Annotated in this window: 17 protein-coding genes; 8 read left to right on the plus strand and 9 right to left on the minus strand. The window is 67.0% G+C overall.

The genetic code is table 11. The features are described from left to right. Nucleotides 1-35 precede the first annotated feature (35 nt). Genes pgl through eda form a run of 4 tightly spaced genes read left to right on the plus strand, consistent with a single transcriptional unit; the run spans nucleotide 36 to nucleotide 4,148 of the window. Nucleotides 36-746: a 6-phosphogluconolactonase gene (gene pgl, locus QE385_RS04505; protein WP_307099498.1), complete on the plus strand. Its 711-nt coding sequence runs from the start codon at nucleotides 36-38 to the stop codon at nucleotides 744-746. Continuing rightward, nucleotides 743-2,560, plus strand: a complete 1,818-nt coding sequence (gene edd / locus QE385_RS04510) for a phosphogluconate dehydratase (RefSeq protein WP_307099500.1) — start codon at nucleotides 743-745, stop codon at nucleotides 2,558-2,560. The genes pgl and edd overlap by 4 nt, the downstream gene beginning before the upstream one ends. A 20-nt stretch (nucleotides 2,561-2,580) precedes the next feature. Then, on the plus strand, nucleotides 2,581-3,546 hold the full coding sequence (gene glk, locus QE385_RS04515) for a glucokinase (RefSeq protein WP_307099503.1): 966 nt from the start codon (nucleotides 2,581-2,583) through the stop codon (nucleotides 3,544-3,546). Then, nucleotides 3,543-4,148 carry a bifunctional 4-hydroxy-2-oxoglutarate aldolase/2-dehydro-3-deoxy-phosphogluconate aldolase gene (gene eda, locus QE385_RS04520; RefSeq protein ID WP_307099505.1) on the plus strand — a complete coding sequence of 202 codons (606 nt, stop codon included), beginning with the start codon at nucleotides 3,543-3,545 and terminating at the stop codon, nucleotides 4,146-4,148. The genes glk and eda overlap by 4 nt, the downstream gene beginning before the upstream one ends. Nucleotides 4,149-4,544: 396 nt before the next feature. Here eda and QE385_RS04525 read toward each other — a convergent pair whose 3' ends face one another. Further along, nucleotides 4,545-5,414: a LysR family transcriptional regulator gene (locus tag QE385_RS04525; RefSeq protein WP_307099507.1), complete on the minus strand. Its 870-nt coding sequence runs from the start codon at nucleotides 5,412-5,414 to the stop codon at nucleotides 4,545-4,547. A gap of 93 nt (nucleotides 5,415-5,507) precedes the next feature. Between QE385_RS04525 and bla the strand changes: the two genes are divergently transcribed. Then, nucleotides 5,508-6,380 carry a subclass B3 metallo-beta-lactamase gene (bla, locus tag QE385_RS04530; RefSeq protein WP_307099509.1) on the plus strand — a complete coding sequence of 291 codons (873 nt, stop codon included), beginning with the start codon at nucleotides 5,508-5,510 and terminating at the stop codon, nucleotides 6,378-6,380. 50 nt (nucleotides 6,381-6,430) lie between these two features. On the opposite strand, the gene mltG is transcribed toward bla, so the two are convergent. The 6 genes from mltG to fabD all read right to left on the minus strand — a co-directional run bounded on the left by mltG (nucleotide 6,431) and on the right by fabD (nucleotide 11,568). Beyond that, complete coding sequence (mltG, locus tag QE385_RS04535; protein WP_307099511.1) at nucleotides 6,431-7,399, minus strand: endolytic transglycosylase MltG; 969 nt, start codon at nucleotides 7,397-7,399, stop codon at nucleotides 6,431-6,433. Nucleotides 7,400-7,657: 258 nt separating this feature from the next. After that, on the minus strand, nucleotides 7,658-8,914 hold the full coding sequence (gene fabF, locus QE385_RS04540) for a beta-ketoacyl-ACP synthase II (RefSeq protein WP_307099513.1): 1,257 nt from the start codon (nucleotides 8,912-8,914) through the stop codon (nucleotides 7,658-7,660). A gap of 121 nt (nucleotides 8,915-9,035) precedes the next feature. Next, complete coding sequence (locus QE385_RS04545) at nucleotides 9,036-9,272, minus strand: acyl carrier protein (RefSeq protein WP_007403554.1); 237 nt, start codon at nucleotides 9,270-9,272, stop codon at nucleotides 9,036-9,038. A gap of 132 nt (nucleotides 9,273-9,404) precedes the next feature. Next, complete coding sequence (gene fabG, locus QE385_RS04550; protein ID WP_307099515.1) at nucleotides 9,405-10,145, minus strand: 3-oxoacyl-[acyl-carrier-protein] reductase; 741 nt, start codon at nucleotides 10,143-10,145, stop codon at nucleotides 9,405-9,407. Nucleotides 10,146-10,147: 2 nt separating this feature from the next. Next, nucleotides 10,148-10,576: a GxxExxY protein gene (locus tag QE385_RS04555; protein WP_307099517.1), complete on the minus strand. Its 429-nt coding sequence runs from the start codon at nucleotides 10,574-10,576 to the stop codon at nucleotides 10,148-10,150. Between the two features lie 32 nt (nucleotides 10,577-10,608). After that, complete coding sequence (fabD, locus tag QE385_RS04560; protein WP_307099519.1) at nucleotides 10,609-11,568, minus strand: ACP S-malonyltransferase; 960 nt, start codon at nucleotides 11,566-11,568, stop codon at nucleotides 10,609-10,611. A gap of 257 nt (nucleotides 11,569-11,825) precedes the next feature. Between fabD and rpsF the strand changes: the two genes are divergently transcribed. From rpsF to rplI, 3 genes are read left to right on the plus strand one after another with little or no spacing between them, the layout of a single operon-like run. Next, the gene (gene rpsF, locus QE385_RS04565; protein WP_037567458.1) at nucleotides 11,826-12,236 is read left to right on the plus strand and encodes a 30S ribosomal protein S6; all 411 of its coding nucleotides are present in this window, start codon (nucleotides 11,826-11,828) and stop codon (nucleotides 12,234-12,236) included. Further along, entirely contained in the window at nucleotides 12,236-12,460 is a 225-nt protein-coding gene (gene rpsR / locus QE385_RS04570; protein ID WP_007403456.1) for a 30S ribosomal protein S18, read from the plus strand. Before rpsF ends, rpsR begins: the two co-directional genes overlap by 1 nt. A 13-nt stretch (nucleotides 12,461-12,473) precedes the next feature. Further along, nucleotides 12,474-13,067 (plus strand): 50S ribosomal protein L9, encoded by a 594-nt coding sequence (gene rplI / locus QE385_RS04575; RefSeq protein ID WP_307099521.1) that lies wholly within the window; start codon nucleotides 12,474-12,476, stop codon nucleotides 13,065-13,067. A 334-nt stretch (nucleotides 13,068-13,401) separates the two neighbouring features. Here the strand turns inward: rplI and QE385_RS04580 are convergent, their stop codons facing one another. After that, nucleotides 13,402-13,827, minus strand: coding sequence for a hypothetical protein (locus QE385_RS04580; protein ID WP_307099523.1), 426 nt, complete (start codon nucleotides 13,825-13,827; stop codon nucleotides 13,402-13,404). Nucleotides 13,828-13,877: 50 nt separating this feature from the next. Then, a complete protein-coding gene (gene mutL / locus QE385_RS04585) occupies nucleotides 13,878-15,665 on the minus strand; it encodes a DNA mismatch repair endonuclease MutL (protein WP_307099525.1) in 1,788 nt (595 codons plus the stop codon). Nucleotides 15,666-15,736 lie beyond the last annotated feature (71 nt).

A 15,736-nucleotide genomic window follows, 5' to 3' on the forward strand; every position in this document is an offset into this window, starting at 1 on the left:
GCACCTCGCGCCCGGACTATCAGGATAGAGACGACATGACCGACGAAATCGAATGGTGGGATTACGAGGACACCGCCGAGATGGCGGGCGCGCTGGCGGGCGATATCCAGTTCATCATCGAAAGCGCCATCGAGGCGCGCGGTGCGGCGGTGATCGCGCTGTCGGGCGGCAAGACGCCGATCCCGGTCTATGAGAAGCTGGCCCAGGCCAAGCTCGACTGGAAGCGCGTGACGATCGTCCCTGCCGACGAACGCATCGTGCCGCTGGGCGACCCGCTGTCCAACGTGACGATGATCGGCAAGATCTTCCTGCCCAAGGGTGCGCGGGTAATGCCGATCGTGCCGCAGGCGACCCAGGACTATAAGGCTGCGGGCCGCTCGGCCGATGCGCTGATGCAGGAACTCCACTGGCCGCTCGACCTCGTCCTGCTGGGCATGGGCGCCGACGGGCACACCGCCTCGATCTTCCCCGGTCCCGATTATGACGAGGCGCTCAATGGCCCGAAGGAGCGCCGCGCGCTGGGCCTGATGCCGGAGCCCCTGCCCCCCGAGGCGCCCGTTGCGCGCGTGACGCTCAGCCGGGCGGGCATCGTATCGGCCCGATCGATCATGATTGCCATTTCGGGACCGGCCAAGAAAAAGGTGCTGGAAGACGCGATCAAGGAAGGGGCATCGTCCCCCTATCCGATCGGCCGCGTGCTGGCCGACGTCGAACTGCCGATCGACATCCACTGGAGCGAGCAATGAGTCTGAACGCCGCCGTCTCGGCCGTCACCGACCGGGTCATCGAACGCTCGAAGCCCGGTCGGCAGGCCTATCTCGACCTGATCGCGCATGAGGCCGAAACGGCGGTGCGCCGCCCCAATCTGGGCTGCGCCAACCTGGCCCATGCCTATGCCGGGACCGAGGAGGACCGCGACGCCATGAAGGCGGATCGCGGCATGAACATCGGCATCGTGTCGGCCTATAACGACATGCTGTCCGCGCACGCCGTCTATTACCGCTATCCGGAGCTGATGAAGGTCTGGGCGCGCGAGGTCGGTGCGACCGCGCAGGTCGCGGGCGGCGTGCCCGCCATGTGCGACGGCGTGACGCAAGGCTATGCGGGCATGGAGCTGTCGCTGTTCAGCCGCGACACCATCGCGCTGTCGACGGCGGTCGCGCTGAGCCACGGCACCTTCGAGGGCGCCGCGCTACTGGGCATCTGCGACAAGATCGTGCCGGGCCTGCTGATGGGCGCGCTGCGCTTCGGCCATCTGCCGATGATCCTGGTTCCCGGCGGCCCGATGCCGACCGGCCTGCCCAACAAGCAGAAGGCCGCCGTCCGCGAAGCCTTTGCCGAGGGCAAGGCGGGGCGCGACGAGCTGCTCGACGCCGAGATCGCGGCCTATCATTCCAAGGGCACCTGCACTTTCTACGGCACCGCCAACACCAACCAGATGATGATGGAGGTGATGGGCCTGCACATGCCGGGCGCCGCCTTCGTCAATCCGGGCACCAAGCTGCGCCAGGAACTCAGCCGCGCCGCCGTCCACCAGCTGGCGAAGATCGGTCAGCGCGGCGAGGATTATCGCCCGCTGGGCCGGTGCGTCGATGAAAAGGCGATCGTCAACGCGGCGGTCGGCCTGCTGGCGACCGGCGGCTCGACAAACCATCTGATCCACCTGCCCGCCATCGCGCGCGCGGCGGGGATCATCATCGACTGGGAGGATATGGACCGCCTGTCGGCCGCCGTGCCGCTGATCGCGCGGGTCTATCCCAACGGTTCGGCCGATGTGAACGGGTTCGAGGCGGCGGGCGGCATGCCCTATGTCATCCGCGAACTGCTGTCGGAGGGGCTGCTCCACCGCGACATCCTGACGGTGGCGGGCAAGGACCTGTCCGATTACGGCCAGACGGCGGTGATCGCCGACGACAAGCTGGCCTGGACCCCGGTCGGCGACAGCGGCGACGAGACGATCCTGCGCCCGGCCGCCGCGCCCTTCTCGCCCGATGGCGGGATGCGCATCCTGTCCGGCAATATCGGCCGCGCCTGCATCAAGGTATCGGCGGTCGAGCGCGAACGCTGGATCATCGAGGCGCCCGCGCGCGTCTTCTCCGACCAGTCCGAAGTCCAGGCCGCTTTCAAGGCGGGCGAGCTGGAGCGCGACGTCGTCGTCGTCGTCCGTTTCCAGGGCCCCAAGGCCAATGGCATGCCTGAGTTGCACAAGCTGACCCCGCCGCTGGGCGTGCTCCAGAACCGGGGCTTCAAGGTCGCGCTGGTCACCGATGGCCGCATGTCGGGCGCCAGCGGCAAGGTGCCCTGCGCGATCCATCTCAGCCCCGAGGCGATCGGCGGCGGCGCGATCGGGCTGATCCGCGACGGCGACATCGTCCGGCTGGACGCGGTGGCGGGCACGCTCGACGCGCTGGTCGATCCGGCCGAATGGGCCGCGCGCGAACAGGCCGTGACCCCCGCCCCGGTTCAGGGCATGGGCCGCGAGCTGTTCGCATTGTTCCGCCAGGCCGCCGACGAGGCCGAGAAGGGCGCATCGCCCATTCTCGCCGGCGCCGGCCTGTAAAAGATAAGGGGGAGGATATCATGGAAATCGTCGCTGCCGATATCGGGGGCACCCACGCACGCTTCGCACTCGCCGAGGTCGAGAATGGCCGCGTCGTGAAGCTGGGCGAGCCCTGCACGCAGAAGACCGCCGAGCACGCCTCGCTTCAGACCGCGTGGCAGGCCTTCGCGGCGCATGTCGGACGTCCGCTTCCCAAGGCGGCGTCGCTGGCCATCGCTTCGCCGATCACCAGCGACGTGATCCGGATGACCAACAATCCCTGGGTCATCCGCCCTTCGCTGATCCCCGAGCGGCTGGGCGCGGACATCTATACCGTCATCAACGACTTCGGCGCGATCGGCCATGCCGTCGCACAGGTGCCGGAGGAGGATTTCCTCCATATCTGCGGCCCCGAGGAGCCGATGCCCGCGCACGGCGTCGTCACCGTCTGCGGTCCCGGCACCGGCCTGGGCGTCGCGCAGGTGCTGATGACGCCGCAGCGTTATCACGTGATCGAAACCGAGGGCGGGCATATGGACTATGCCCCCCTCGACGGGATCGAGGATGCGATCCTCAAGCGCCTGCGCCGCACCTATACCCGCGTGTCGTGTGAGCGCATCTGTTCGGGGCCGGGCATCATCGCGATCTATGAAACGCTGGCCTCGCTCGAAGGCCGCGCGGTTCCCAGCCGCGACGATCGCGAAATCTGGGCCGAGGCGCTCGAGGGCACCGACTCGATCGCACTGGCCGCGCTCGACCGGTTCTGCCTCGCTCTGGGTGCCGTTGCAGGCGACTTTGCGTTGGCGCAGGGGGCCAAGACCGTCGTGATCGCGGGCGGCCTGGGCTATCGGATCAAGGACAAGCTGCTGCGCTCGGGCTTCGACCAGCGCTTCATGGCCAAGGGGCGTTTCCAGTCGCTGATGGCGCGCATCCCCGTCAAACTCATCACCCATCCCCAGCCCGGCCTGTTCGGCGCGGCCGCGGCCTTCGCACAGGAGCATTCATGACCGACATCGCCACCATCATGCGCACCAGCGCGGTCATCCCCGTGCTGGTCATCGACGACGCCGCCACCGCCAAGCCCCTTGCCGAAGCGCTGGTCGCCGGTGGCCTGCGGGTGCTGGAAGTGACGCTGCGCACCCCCGCCGCGCTCGAGGCGATGGCCGAGATGAAGAAGGTCCCCGGCGCGATCGTCGGCGCGGGCACCGTCGTCAACGAGCAGCAGCTGCGCGACGTGGCGGATGCGGGCGGCGAGTTCATCGTCTCGCCAGGCCTGACCGACCGTCTCGGTTCGGCGGTCGTGGAAAGCGGCATCCCCTATCTTCCGGGCGTCGCCAATGCGGGCGACATCATGCGCGGGCTGGACCTGGGCCTGACGCACTTCAAGTTCTTCCCCGCCGAGACCAGCGGCGGGCTGAAGGCGCTGAAGGCGCTGGCCGCCCCCTTCTACCAGGCCCGCTTCTGCCCGACCGGCGGCATCACCGAGGCGAGCGCGCCCGACTGGCTCGCGTTCGACCGCGTGCTGTGCGTCGGCGGCAGCTGGGTGACCGGCGGTTCGATGGCGGACGTCGAGGCCAAGGCCCGCGCGGCGTCGGCTCTGCGGGGCTGATCGGATCGACATTCAGTATTGCCTCTTTTTTCCCTCTCCCCTGGACAGGGGAGAGGGTTAGCGAAGCTTGCCAGCCTGCTGGCTAGCGCAGCTTGGGTGAGGGGTCGAGCGAGCCCAAAGGCTCGCGCGCTCGCGGAGCGAGCGCCCACCCCTCACCCAGCTCCGACTAAGCCTTTGCTCTCGCAAAGGCCAAGTCTGCGCAACCCTCTCCCCTCTGTGAGGGGCGAGGGAAGGAAAGGCATCGATGAATGTCGATCGGCCCTAATGTAGAATCCTCCCCGGCTTGGGGAGGTAGCAGTCCGATGGACTGACGAGGGGGGCCGCACCAGGCGCGTCCTTGGGTGCGCCCCCTCCACCACCACCTTGCGGTGGCCCCCCTCCCCGTACCGGATAGGATCAGTGCTGGACCGCCTCCATCAGCCACTGACGAAACGCCTTCATCGCCAGCCCCTCTTTCCGTGACAGCAACCGGGTCAGCCAATAGCATCCGGCGTCGATCTCGATCGCGAAAGGCTGAACCAGCCGCTCCGTCGTCAATTCGTGGCCGAACATCACTTTGGGCGCGAGCGCGACGCCCAGCCCGGCCATCGCCGCCGCCACCATCAGGGCGGAGCTGTCGAACATCGGTCCGCGCAATGCCGGTGCCGGAGCACCCGCCGCCGCGAACCAGCTTTCCCATTCGCTGACCCGATAGGATCGCAACAGCCGCTCGCGCACCAGATCGCCGGGCTCGCGCAGCCGCGTGGCGACCAGCGGCGCGCAAAGCGGGGTCAGCGGCGCCGCCATCAGCCGCTCGGCATGGGTGCCGTGCCACGCGCCGTCTCCGAAACGGATGGCATAATCCAGCCCCTCCCCCGCCAGATCGACCCGATTGTTGTTGATCGACACGCGCAGGTCGATGTGCGGATGGGTGGCCGCGAAATCGTCCAGCCGTGCCAGCAGCCAGCCGGTGGCGAAGGTCCCGACCACGCCGATATTCAGCACATATTGGAACCGCCCATCGGCGAAGCGATCCAGCGTCGCACCGATTCGGTCGAACGTCTCCGCCAGCACCGGCACTAGCGCCTGCCCGTCATCGGTCAGCGCCAGCCCACGCGGCAGGCGGTGGAACAGCCGCGCCCCCAGCCTTTTCTCCAGCCCTGCGACCTGATGGCTGACCGCGCCCTGGCTGACGCACAGCTCGATCGCCGCGCGGGTGAAGTTCAGATGCCGTGCCGCCGCCTCGAAGGCGCGCAGGGCGTTGAGCGGCAATTGGGCGCGATCCATGCTTCATCATGAAATGCGCTCATGGCTCTGTCGAGGGAAGATGCTTTGTCACCGGCGCGTATCACCGGCATCAGGGGGCGAAGGAGATGGGACATGCCGATCCGAATAGCCGCCGCGCTGATCCTCGCCGCATCCGCAACCGCCGCACCCCAGCATGCCGACGATCCGCTGATCCGCCCGATCGTGACCGACCGCACCGCCGATTGGCTGGCACCACGCCCGCCGGTCCGCGTCTTCGGCAACAGCTATCTGGTCGGCTTTGGCGGCCTGAACGTCGCGCTGATCGATACCGGGCGGGGACTGATCCTGATCGACGGCGCACTGCCCCAGGCCGCGCCCGCGATCCTCGCCAATGTCGCCCGGCTCGGCTTTCGCCCGCGCGACATCAAATATATTCTCAGCACCGAGCCGCATTTCGACCATGCCGGCGGGATCGCCGCGCTGGCCCGCGACACCGGCGCGACCGTCATCGCCAGCCCGCGCGGGGCCCGGGGCCTGCGCACCGGACGGCTGGCGGCGGACGATCCGCAGCGCGGCTATGACAGCCGCTTCCCGGCGGTTTCCCAGGTGCGCACCATCCGCGGCGGCGAAACGCTGACGCTCGGCAACACGACCGTCACCGCACGCGCAACGCCGGGTCACACGATGGGCAGCCTGAGCTGGAGCTGGCGGAGTTGTGCGAACGGATCATGCCGCGCGATCGTCTTCGCGGCGAGCCTGAACCCCGTCTCGACCGACGATTATCGTTTCTCCGCCCCGGCCAACAGGCCGGTAGTCGCCGCCTTCGCCCGAGGGCAAGCGGCGATGCGTGCTCTGCCCTGCGACATCCTGATCACCGCGCATGCCGATCAGGACGGCGCCACCGACCGCTTCCGCACCACCCCGGGCGCCTGCCGCGCCTATGCCCTTTCGTCGCAGCGCGCGCTGGCCCGGCGCATCGCCGAGGAGCGGCGCGGCGTGCCGTAGAGTCCCATCAGGAGAAGGGCTGGCGTCGGTTCAACGCCGTCTATGGCCGCTTACATTTCCCCGCGCTGGCGGCGGATCGCGTACCATTTCTGCACATTGGCATTATGCTCGGCCAGCGTGTCGGCAAATACATGGCCGCCCGATCCGTCCGCCACGAAATACAGTGCCTTGCTGTCCGCCGGATCGAGCACCGCGTCGATCGAGGCGCGGCCCGGATTGGCGATCGGCCCGACCGGCAGGCCGGGGCTGGCATAGGTGTTGTAGCCGTTCTTCGCGTGCAGTTCGGACCGCAGGATGCGGCGGCCGAGCGGACGCCCCTTGGTGATCGGATAGATGACGGTCGGATCGGCCTGAAGCGGCATCCCGATGCGCAGGCGATTGCCATAGACCGCCGCCACCGTCCGGCGTTCGGAGGGCTTGCCCGTCTCCTTCTCGACGATCGAGGCCAGGATGATCGCCTCCTGCGGCGACTTGACCGCAATGCCAGGCTTTCGGTTGGCCCAGGCGCGGGCGAGATAGTCCTTCATCGCCTTCTGCATCCGCGCGACGACCGAGGCGCGCGTGTCGCCCTTCTGATAGGCATAGCTGTCGGGCAGGATCGATCCCTCCGCGGGCACCGGCACATCGCCGGTCAGCCCGTCGGCGCGCATCAGCGCGTCATGGACCAGGATCGAGGGATAGCCCTCCGGCACCGGCACCAGCCGCTGGCGAACCTTGCCCTCCTGCAGCAGCGCCAGCACGTCCGAGGCGCTGGCCTGTTCGGGAATGGCATATTCGCCAGCCTTGATCGCGCCGCCATGGCCGAACAGACGCGCATAGAGCCGGAAACGCCCCGCCGAGCGGATCGCACCCGCCTTCTGGAGTGCGGTGGCGGCACGCGCCAGGCTCGCACCCTCGGGAACGACCACCGCCAGCGGCTTGTCCGCCGGGCCGCTGCCCGCCCAGTCATGCGCGACCCAGCCGAAGACGGCGATGCCGATCAGCCCCAGCAGCAACCCGATACAGCCGACCTTGCGCATATCTCACCCGGTTTTCGACAAGGGCGCACAGGCCCGGACAGGAAACAACCCCGGCACCGATCCGGGTCCGCTTGCCTGCCCGCCCGATGGCGCGAGCCAAGGCGTTTTGCAAGCGGACCCGACAGTGGCCGGGGTTGGAATTCTAATACTGCACGCCGTTCGCACTGAGCGAAGTCGAAGTGCACGCCCTGAACGCACCCAGCATCCCGTGGCCTTCGACTTCGCTCAGGCTGAACGGAGGTCAGGAGCGGTGAAAGCTCAGATCGCCTTCATCACCAGCGAGGCGTTGGTGCCGCCGAAGCCGAACGAGTTGTTCAGCACCGCCTTCACTTCGCGCTTCTTGGCGACGTGCGGAACCAGGTCGACGCCCTCGGTCCCCTCGTCCGGATTGTCGAGGTTCAGCGTCGGCGGAACGATCTGGTCGCGCAGCGCCAGGATGCAGAAGATGCTCTCGACCGCACCGGCACCGCCCAGCAGATGGCCGATCGCCGACTTGGTGCTCGACATGGACGCTCCCGACAGGTCGTCGCCGAACACCCGCTTCGCGGCGGCGAGTTCGATCGTATCGGCCATGGTCGAGGTGCCATGCGCGTTGATATAGTCGATGTCCGACGGCTCCATGCCCGCCTTGCGCAGCGCCATGCGCATCGCATTCTCGGCGCCCTTGCCCTCGGGGTGCGGGGCGGTGACGTGATAGGCGTCGCCCGACAGGCCATAGCCGACCACCTCGGCATAGATCTTCGCGCCGCGCGCCTTGGCGTGCTCATATTCCTCGAGCACGACGACGCCCGCGCCCTCGCCCATCACGAAGCCGTCGCGGCCCTTGTCATAGGGACGGCTCGCTTCGGTTGGGCGGTCGTTCATGCTCATGTTGAGCGCGCGCGCCTGGGCGAAACCGGCCACGCCCAGCGGGTTGATCGTGCTTTCCGCACCGCCCGCCAGCATGATGTCGGCATCATCGTCACGGATCATCCGCGCCGCGTCGCCGATCGAATGCGCGCCGGTCGAGCAGGCGGTGACGACCGCATGGTTCGGGCCCATCAGGCCGTATTTGATGCTGACCTGACCCGAGATCAGGTTGATCAGGCGACCATGGACGAAGTGCGGGCTGACCCGGCCCGGGCCCCGCTCGTGCAGGTTGACCGATTCGATCTCGATGCCCGGCAGGCCGCCGATGCCCGAGCCGATCGACACGCCCGCACGCAGCTTCGTGGCCTCGTCCATCTCGGTCAGGCCGGCATCTTCCAGCGCCTGTCCGGCGGCGTCGATGCCATAGACGATGAACGGATCGACCTGGCGCTGGACCTTGTGGTCGACGCGCTTGTCCGGGTCGAAGCCATATTCATGATCCTTGGGCTTCACCTCGCACGCGATGGTGCATTTCTGCCCGGTGGTATCGAACCGCGTGATCGGACCGGCGCCGGACTTGCCAGCGATCAGATTGGCCCAGGCGGTTTCCACGTCCGCGCCCAGAGGCGTGACAAGACCCAGTCCGGTTACGACGACGCGCCGCATATTCCACTCCATTCCACAACGAAAACGGCTCCCCGCCCGCTAGTCGGGGTCGGGGAGCCGCTTGAAACCTGGCCTTGGCGGCCCGTTCGGCCCGCATCATCTGCGGGCCGAGGCCCCGGTATCAGGCCTTGTTCTCGTCGATGTACGTGATCGCGTCCTTGACGGTCGTGATCTTCTCGGCGGCATCGTCCGGGATTTCGACACCGAACTCTTCCTCGAACGCCATGACGAGCTCGACGATGTCGAGGCTGTCGGCACCGAGGTCGTCGATGAAGCTCGCGTCCTCGGTCACCTTGTCGGCTTCGACGCCGAGATGCTCGACGACGATCTTCTTCACGCGGTCGGCGGTCTCGCTCATGGTAATCCCTTCTCGTATCTAATCGGGGGTTGGTAATTCCTGAACGCACGTAGAACGCGCGTCCATGTCTGGCAAGCCCGTCCAGCGACGGACCAGCGCCAGGATAAGATCATTCGTGGCGATTATGCCGTTTTACAGCATCGCCATGCCGCCATTGACGTGCAGCGTCTGGCCGGTGACGTAGCCCGCTTCCCTGGACGCCAGATAGACGACGGCCGCGCCGATATCCTCACCCTTGCCCAGATCGCCCGCCGGAATCCGACCCAGCAGCGCGGCCTTCTGCGCCTCGGGCAGCACGTCGGTCATCGCCGAACGCATGAAGCCGGGCGCGACGCAGTTCACCGTGATGTTGCGGCTGGCCAGTTCCTGCGCGACCGCCTTCGACATGCCGACCAGGCCCGCCTTGGACGCGGCATAATTGGCCTGCCCCGGATTGCCCGTGGCCCCGACGACCGAGGTGATCGAGATGATGCGGCCGAAACGCGCCTTCATCATCGGCTTGGCCGAGGCGCGGATCAGGCGGAACGCGGCTTCGAGGTTGACGCGGATCACCTGATCCCACTCCTCGTCCTTCATCCGCATGGTCAGATTGTCGCGGGTGACGCCCGCATTGTTGACCAGGATGTCGAGCTTGCCGCCCAGCGCTTCCACGGCTTGCGGGATCAGCGCATCGACCGCGGCGGGGTCGGACAGGTTGCACGGCACCGCGACATGATCGCCGCCCAGCTCTGCACGAAACGCCTCCAGCTTGTCGATATTGGAGCCGGACAGCGCCAGCTTGGCCCCCTGCGCCGCCAGCGCCTTCGCCACCGCCGAGCCGAGGCCACCCGATGCGCCGGTCACGAGGGCGGTCATTCCTGTCAGATCGAACATGCTTATTCTCCGATTTTCTGGTTCACGCGAAGCCGCGAAGACGCGATGGGCGTATAGTCGTTGACGATGCGGCGGAGCCCTTCCTTCAGGGTGGCGCCGCCGAAGTTGATAAGCAGCCCCAAGGGCTGCCTGGTCAGGCGCAGATAGGTGAGGAGTTGTTTTGCATGAGCGGCATTCAGCCGCTCGACGGATTTAATTTCGACAAGAAGGCTGCCTTCGATCAGGAGATCGATGCGAAACGCCCCATCGAATTGCAGGCCATCAAAGCTGAAATCGACAGCCCGCTGCCGCTCTGCGCGATAGCCCATGTCGCTCAGCTTGGCAGCCAGGATCGTCTCATAGACGCTCTCCAGCAATCCAGGGCCCAGCTCACGATGAAGGCGCAAGGAAAGATCGATCACATCGAACGCTATCGTTTCAATGTCTTTCATCTTCGCGTCCTCGCGCCTTCGCGTGAACCAAATCAGAGCTTCGCCAGAAGCCCCTCGATATCGTCCATAGTCACGACGCTGACCGCGTCCGCATCCGGCGCGATGCGCTTGACCATGGGGCCAAGGACCTTGCCGCCGAACTCCACGAACTGCGCCACGCCCGCCGCTTCCATCGCCAGCACCGATTCGCGCCAGCGGACCATCCCCGTCACCTGTGCCACCAGCAGCGCACGGATCGCGCCCGGATCGGCGACCGGCGCCGCCTCGACATTGGCATAGACCGGGACCAGCGGCGCGCGGATCGTCGCTTCGGCGAGGGCGGCGTCCATCGCGTCGGCGGCGGGCTGCATCAGCGGGCAGTGGAACGGCGCCGACACCGGCAGCAGGACGGCGCGCTTGGCGCCCAGGTCCTTGGCCAGCGCCACCGCCTTCTCGATCGCGGCACGGTGGCCCGAGATCACCACCTGGCTCGGGTCATTGTCGTTGGCGACCGTGCAGACCAGCGGCTCGCCACCCTCGGCCAGCATCGCATCGACCGCCGCGCCCGCAATCACCTTCGCCTTTTCGAGGTCCGCGCCCAGCAGCGCGGCCATCGCGCCCTCACCCACCGGCACCGCCGCCTGCATCGCCCGGCCGCGCAGCTTCAGCAGGCGCGCCGTCGTCGCCAGGTCGATCGCATCGGCCGCGCACAATGCGGTATATTCGCCCAGCGAGTGGCCCGCGACGAAATCGGCCTTTTCCGACAGGCGGACGCCGCCTTCCTTCTCCAGCACGCGCAGGGTCGCGATGGCGTTCGCCATGATCGCGGGTTGCGCATTCTCGGTCAGGGTCAGCTCGTCGGCGGGGCCGTCGACCATCAGGCGATAGAGATGCTGGCCCAGCGCCTCGTCGACCTCCTGGAACACCTCGCGGGCGACCGGGCTCGCCTCGGCCAGCGCCTTGCCCATGCCGACGGCCTGGCTGCCCTGGCCCGGAAAGATGAATGCACGCATGTTCGTATCTGCCATGAAACGGTAATAGGATGGCCCGCGCGGTAGAAAGGTCGCCCGCCGCTGGCAAGTCTGCGGCCCCTTCGCCGCTTGCCTTTTGCCGCCAAATCGCTATGAGCCAGCGCACCATTGGGCGGGAAGCACCTGCTTCACCCGCCCTCATGCCATTTTGGCGTGACGGTATTGAAGTATGGAAGACAGCCGGAGGGGCGTCCCACATGGGGTGGGCGTCAGCGATCGGCCAACATAAGGTAAGCTGCATGGCTCTTTACGAGCACGTGTTCCTTGCGCGCCAGGATCTGGCACAGGCGCAGGTGGACGCGCTGGCGGAAGCCGCCACGAAGATCGTCGAGGACAATCAGGGCAAGGTCGTGAAGACCGAGACCTGGGGCCTGCGTTCGCTGGCGTACAAGATCGCCAAGAACCGCAAGGCGCACTACGTCATGCTCGAAATCGACGCCCCCGCGGGTGTCGTCGCCGAGCTGGAGCGCCAGACCCAGATCAACGAAGACGTGATCCGCTACATGACCGTCAAGGTTGACGGCCATGAAGAAGGTCCGTCGGTGATGATGCGCAAGCAGGAGCGCGACCGCGAGCGTCGTGCCGATCGTGGCGAACGCCCCGACCGCGCTGACCGCCCCCGTCGTGATCGTGAAGAGGAAGCCGCATAATGGCCCGCCCGTTTTTCCGTCGCCGCAAGAGCTGCCCCTTCTCCGCGAAGGACGCGCCCCGGATCGACTATAAGGACGTCCGTCTGCTCCAGGGCTTCGTGTCCGAGCGCGGCAAGATCGTGCCTTCGCGCATCACCAGCGTGTCGGCCAAGAAGCAGCGCGAACTGGCCCAGGCCATCAAGCGCGCCCGTCACCTGGGCCTCCTGCCCTACGTCGTGAAGTAAGGAGTCCTAGAAGATGGACGTTATTCTGCTTGAGCGCGTCGAGAAGCTCGGCGCCATCGGCGACGTGGTCACGGTGAAGGACGGCTTTGCCCGTAACTTCCTGCTGCCGCGCAAGAAGGCGCTGCGCGCCAACGAAGCCAACAAGAAGGTGTTCGAGGCCAACCGCGCCCGCATCGAAGCCGAGAACGCGAACCGTCGCGCCGAGGCCGAGGTCGAGTCGAAGACCTTCGAGAACGCCACCGTCACCCTGATCCGTCAGGCGTCGAATGTCGGCCAGCTGTACGGCTCGGTCGCGGTGCGTGACCTGGTCGAGGCGCTGGTCGCCGACGGCCACAAGGTCAACAAGAGCCAGATCGTGCTCGACCGTCCGATCAAGGCGATCGGCCTGTACGACGTGCGCGTCGCGCTTCACCCGGAAGTGGCCGTGACCGTCAAGGTCAACGTCGCCCGCTCGCCGGAAGAAGCCGAGATGCAGGCGCAGGGCGTCGACGTCATGGCCTCGATGTTCGAGCGTGACGAAGCCGGCTTCACCGAGGATTACGATCCCAACGCCGAGCCGGGCGCCACCGCCGAGGTTCAGCCGGAGCAGGACGAAGCGCAGGGTTAATCCCGACGCTTCGGCCCTCGGTCGAATAGAAGAAGGGCCGTCCGGCATGTCCGGGCGGCCCTTTTTTGTGTCCTGTGGGCGGCCGAGCCACAATGAACCGGCCGTACGGGGGATCGGCTTAGGGACAGGTGACGCACGCGCTGACGACGGCAGCCAGCGGAATGAGCGCGCAAATGAGTGGCATGATATGTTTCATGATGATGCCCGATCCTGTCCAACGGACGATAAATAAACGGCCGAGTGCAAAAGTTTCGTTACGATGAACGCACGACCGAAAAATTTTTCGGTTCATCGCTCCATGGGATCTGCTCGCCGCCAAACAAGGGGCGGTAAGCTATCGCTTGATCCGAGCAATCAGGCGGCGGGCATGATCGTCCGCCAGACCCAGAAGTTCGGCGACCTCCTCGACACGAATGTCCGGTCGATCGCGGAGCAAATCCTCGATCGTCCAGATAAGCGAGTCTGCCATCGGTTCCAGGAAGCAACAGGGTGTCGCCAGCGAGCGCGCGATGCGGAGTACGTCTTCGCACGTTGCGAACCTCTCCGGCCATGCGTTCGCGGTCAGGATTCGGGCAGCCTGCGCCTCGTTGATCCGCGCGAGCAAATGCTCGTCAAAGATGCGCTCCTCCTGCGCCACCAGCCAATATTGGGTACAGGCCCGACACTGGCCGAGATAGCGCCACCATTGCGGATCGCCCGGCGACGTTAGCTCTTGAAACGTCGCCAGAAATCGCTCGTCGCGCCCCTGATGATCGCCCATCGGGATATGCGCAATGTCGGGCAACGAGGCGCACAGACAATCTGTCATCGTCACTTCCGCCCGAACAGCTTCTCGATATCTCCATGCTGCAACTTCACCCAGGTCGGGCGGCCGTGATTGCACTGGCCGGAATGCGGCGTGACCTCCATCTCGCGGAGGAGCGCGTTCATCTCGGCGACCGACAGGATACGGCCCGCGCGGACCGAGCCGTGGCAGGCCATGGTCGCCGCGACATGATCCAGCCGCTCGCGCAAGGACAGCGCCTGGTCGAACGCCGCGAGTTCGTCCGCCAGATCGGCGACCAGCCCCTTGGGATCGCTCTGCCCCAATAAAGCGGGCGTGGCGCGGACCAGCATCGCGGTCGGGCCGAACCGTTCGAGATCGAGCCCGAACTCCGCCAGCTCCTCGGCGCGCGCCTCCAGCCGGTCGCAGGCGGGTTCGTCCAGCTCGACCACTTCCGGAATCAGCATTGCCTGCGACGCGATCCGCCCGCCGGTCAGCGCGGCGCGCATCCGCTCCAGCACCAGCCGTTCGTGCGCGGCATGCTGGTCGACCAGGACGAGGCCATCCTCGGCTTCGGCGACGATATAGGTCTTGGCGACCTGTCCGCGCGCAACGCCCATCGGATATTGGCGCACCTCGGGCGGGGCCGCGAAGGCGGCTTCGGCGCGGGCGAGCGGTGGCGGCGCCGCAAAGCCGGGGCGCGGCGCGAAGAGCGACTGTCGCTCCATGACGCGCGTCTCGGGCGCGGACGCGGCCCAGCTGTCGAGCGGCGGCGTGCCGCCGGGCGGAGCGGCGACGCTCTCGCTCTGCCACATCGCCAGCGCCGAGTCGGGCGGGCGCTGGACGCTGCGATGCCCGGCCTCGTCGAGGGCGCGGCGCAGGCCCGACACGATCATCCCCCGGATCAGCGCCGGGTCGCGAAAGCGGACCTCGGTCTTGGCCGGGTGGACGTTCACATCGACCTCCGACGGCGGCATGTCGAGGAACAGCGCGACCACCGCGTGACGATCGCGTGGCAACATCTCGGCATAAGCGCCTCTGATCGCGCCCATCAGCAGGCGATCGCGGACCGGGCGGCCATTGACGAACAGATATTGGTGGTCGGCGATGCCCCGGTTGAAGGTCGGCAACCCCGCCACGCCGCCCAGCGACACCGTGTCGCGCACCCAGTCGATCGCGACCGAATTCTCCGCCAGCGCCCGGTCGGTCAGCCCCGCGACGCGCCCCGGCCGCTCCTCCCCGCCCGGCACGGTCAGCACCCGCCGCCCGTCATGCTCCAGGGTGAAGGCGATGTCGGGCCGCGCCATCGCCAGCCGGCGCACCATGTCGAGACAGGCGGCATATTCCGAACGGGGCGAACGCAGGAACTTGCGCCGCGCCGGGACACGCGCGAACAGGTCCTCGACCAGGATGCGGGTGCCGGGCGGCACGGCGGCGGGGCCGTCGCGCAGCACCTCGCCATTGTCGACCACCCGGCTCCAGCCGTCGCGCCCCGCCGGACGACTCTCGATCGTCACACGCGCGACGCTGGCGATGGACGGCAGGGCTTCGCCGCGAAATCCGAGGGTTAGGACCGATTCGATCGCCTCGTCGGGCAGCTTGGAGGTACAATGCCGCTCCAGCGCGAGGGCCATGTCCTCGGCCGACATGCCGCATCCGTCGTCCGCCACCTCGATCCGGCCGACCCCGCCCTGACCCAGCGCGACCGCGATCCGCGTCGCCCCGGCATCGATCGAATTTTCGACCAACTCCTTCAACGCACTGGCGGGCCTTTCCACCACTTCACCGGCCGCGATACGATTGACGAGATGGGGAGGCAGACGCCGTATTGACATGCGGCAAACCCTAGCCCAAGCGACGGCATCCCGCGACCCCGCAAATGACGGTGCAGGTGCCTGTGACGGCT

This window comes from Sphingomonas sp. SORGH_AS_0950 (genome assembly GCF_030818415.1).
GTDB lineage: Bacteria > Pseudomonadota > Alphaproteobacteria > Sphingomonadales > Sphingomonadaceae > Sphingomonas.

What these genes read in the sequence shown, in the direction of transcription:
- pgl (WP_307099498.1), top strand. Translation starts at nt 36, where the DNA reads ATGACCGACGAAATCGAATGGTGGGATTACGAGGACACCGCCGAGATG.
- edd (WP_307099500.1), top strand. Translation starts at nt 743, where the DNA reads ATGAGTCTGAACGCCGCCGTCTCGGCCGTCACCGACCGGGTCATCGAA.
- glk (WP_307099503.1), top strand. Translation starts at nt 2,581, where the DNA reads ATGGAAATCGTCGCTGCCGATATCGGGGGCACCCACGCACGCTTCGCA.
- eda (WP_307099505.1), top strand. Translation starts at nt 3,543, where the DNA reads ATGACCGACATCGCCACCATCATGCGCACCAGCGCGGTCATCCCCGTG.
- QE385_RS04525 (WP_307099507.1), bottom strand. Translation starts at nt 5,414, where the DNA reads ATGGATCGCGCCCAATTGCCGCTCAACGCCCTGCGCGCCTTCGAGGCG.
- bla (WP_307099509.1), top strand. Translation starts at nt 5,508, where the DNA reads ATGCCGATCCGAATAGCCGCCGCGCTGATCCTCGCCGCATCCGCAACC.
- mltG (WP_307099511.1), bottom strand. Translation starts at nt 7,399, where the DNA reads ATGCGCAAGGTCGGCTGTATCGGGTTGCTGCTGGGGCTGATCGGCATC.
- fabF (WP_307099513.1), bottom strand. Translation starts at nt 8,914, where the DNA reads ATGCGGCGCGTCGTCGTAACCGGACTGGGTCTTGTCACGCCTCTGGGC.
- QE385_RS04545 (WP_007403554.1), bottom strand. Translation starts at nt 9,272, where the DNA reads ATGAGCGAGACCGCCGACCGCGTGAAGAAGATCGTCGTCGAGCATCTC.
- fabG (WP_307099515.1), bottom strand. Translation starts at nt 10,145, where the DNA reads ATGTTCGATCTGACAGGAATGACCGCCCTCGTGACCGGCGCATCGGGT.
- QE385_RS04555 (WP_307099517.1), bottom strand. Translation starts at nt 10,576, where the DNA reads ATGAAAGACATTGAAACGATAGCGTTCGATGTGATCGATCTTTCCTTG.
- fabD (WP_307099519.1), bottom strand. Translation starts at nt 11,568, where the DNA reads ATGCGTGCATTCATCTTTCCGGGCCAGGGCAGCCAGGCCGTCGGCATG.
- rpsF (WP_037567458.1), top strand. Translation starts at nt 11,826, where the DNA reads ATGGCTCTTTACGAGCACGTGTTCCTTGCGCGCCAGGATCTGGCACAG.
- rpsR (WP_007403456.1), top strand. Translation starts at nt 12,236, where the DNA reads ATGGCCCGCCCGTTTTTCCGTCGCCGCAAGAGCTGCCCCTTCTCCGCG.
- rplI (WP_307099521.1), top strand. Translation starts at nt 12,474, where the DNA reads ATGGACGTTATTCTGCTTGAGCGCGTCGAGAAGCTCGGCGCCATCGGC.
- QE385_RS04580 (WP_307099523.1), bottom strand. Translation starts at nt 13,827, where the DNA reads ATGGGCGATCATCAGGGGCGCGACGAGCGATTTCTGGCGACGTTTCAA.
- mutL (WP_307099525.1), bottom strand. Translation starts at nt 15,665, where the DNA reads ATGTCAATACGGCGTCTGCCTCCCCATCTCGTCAATCGTATCGCGGCC.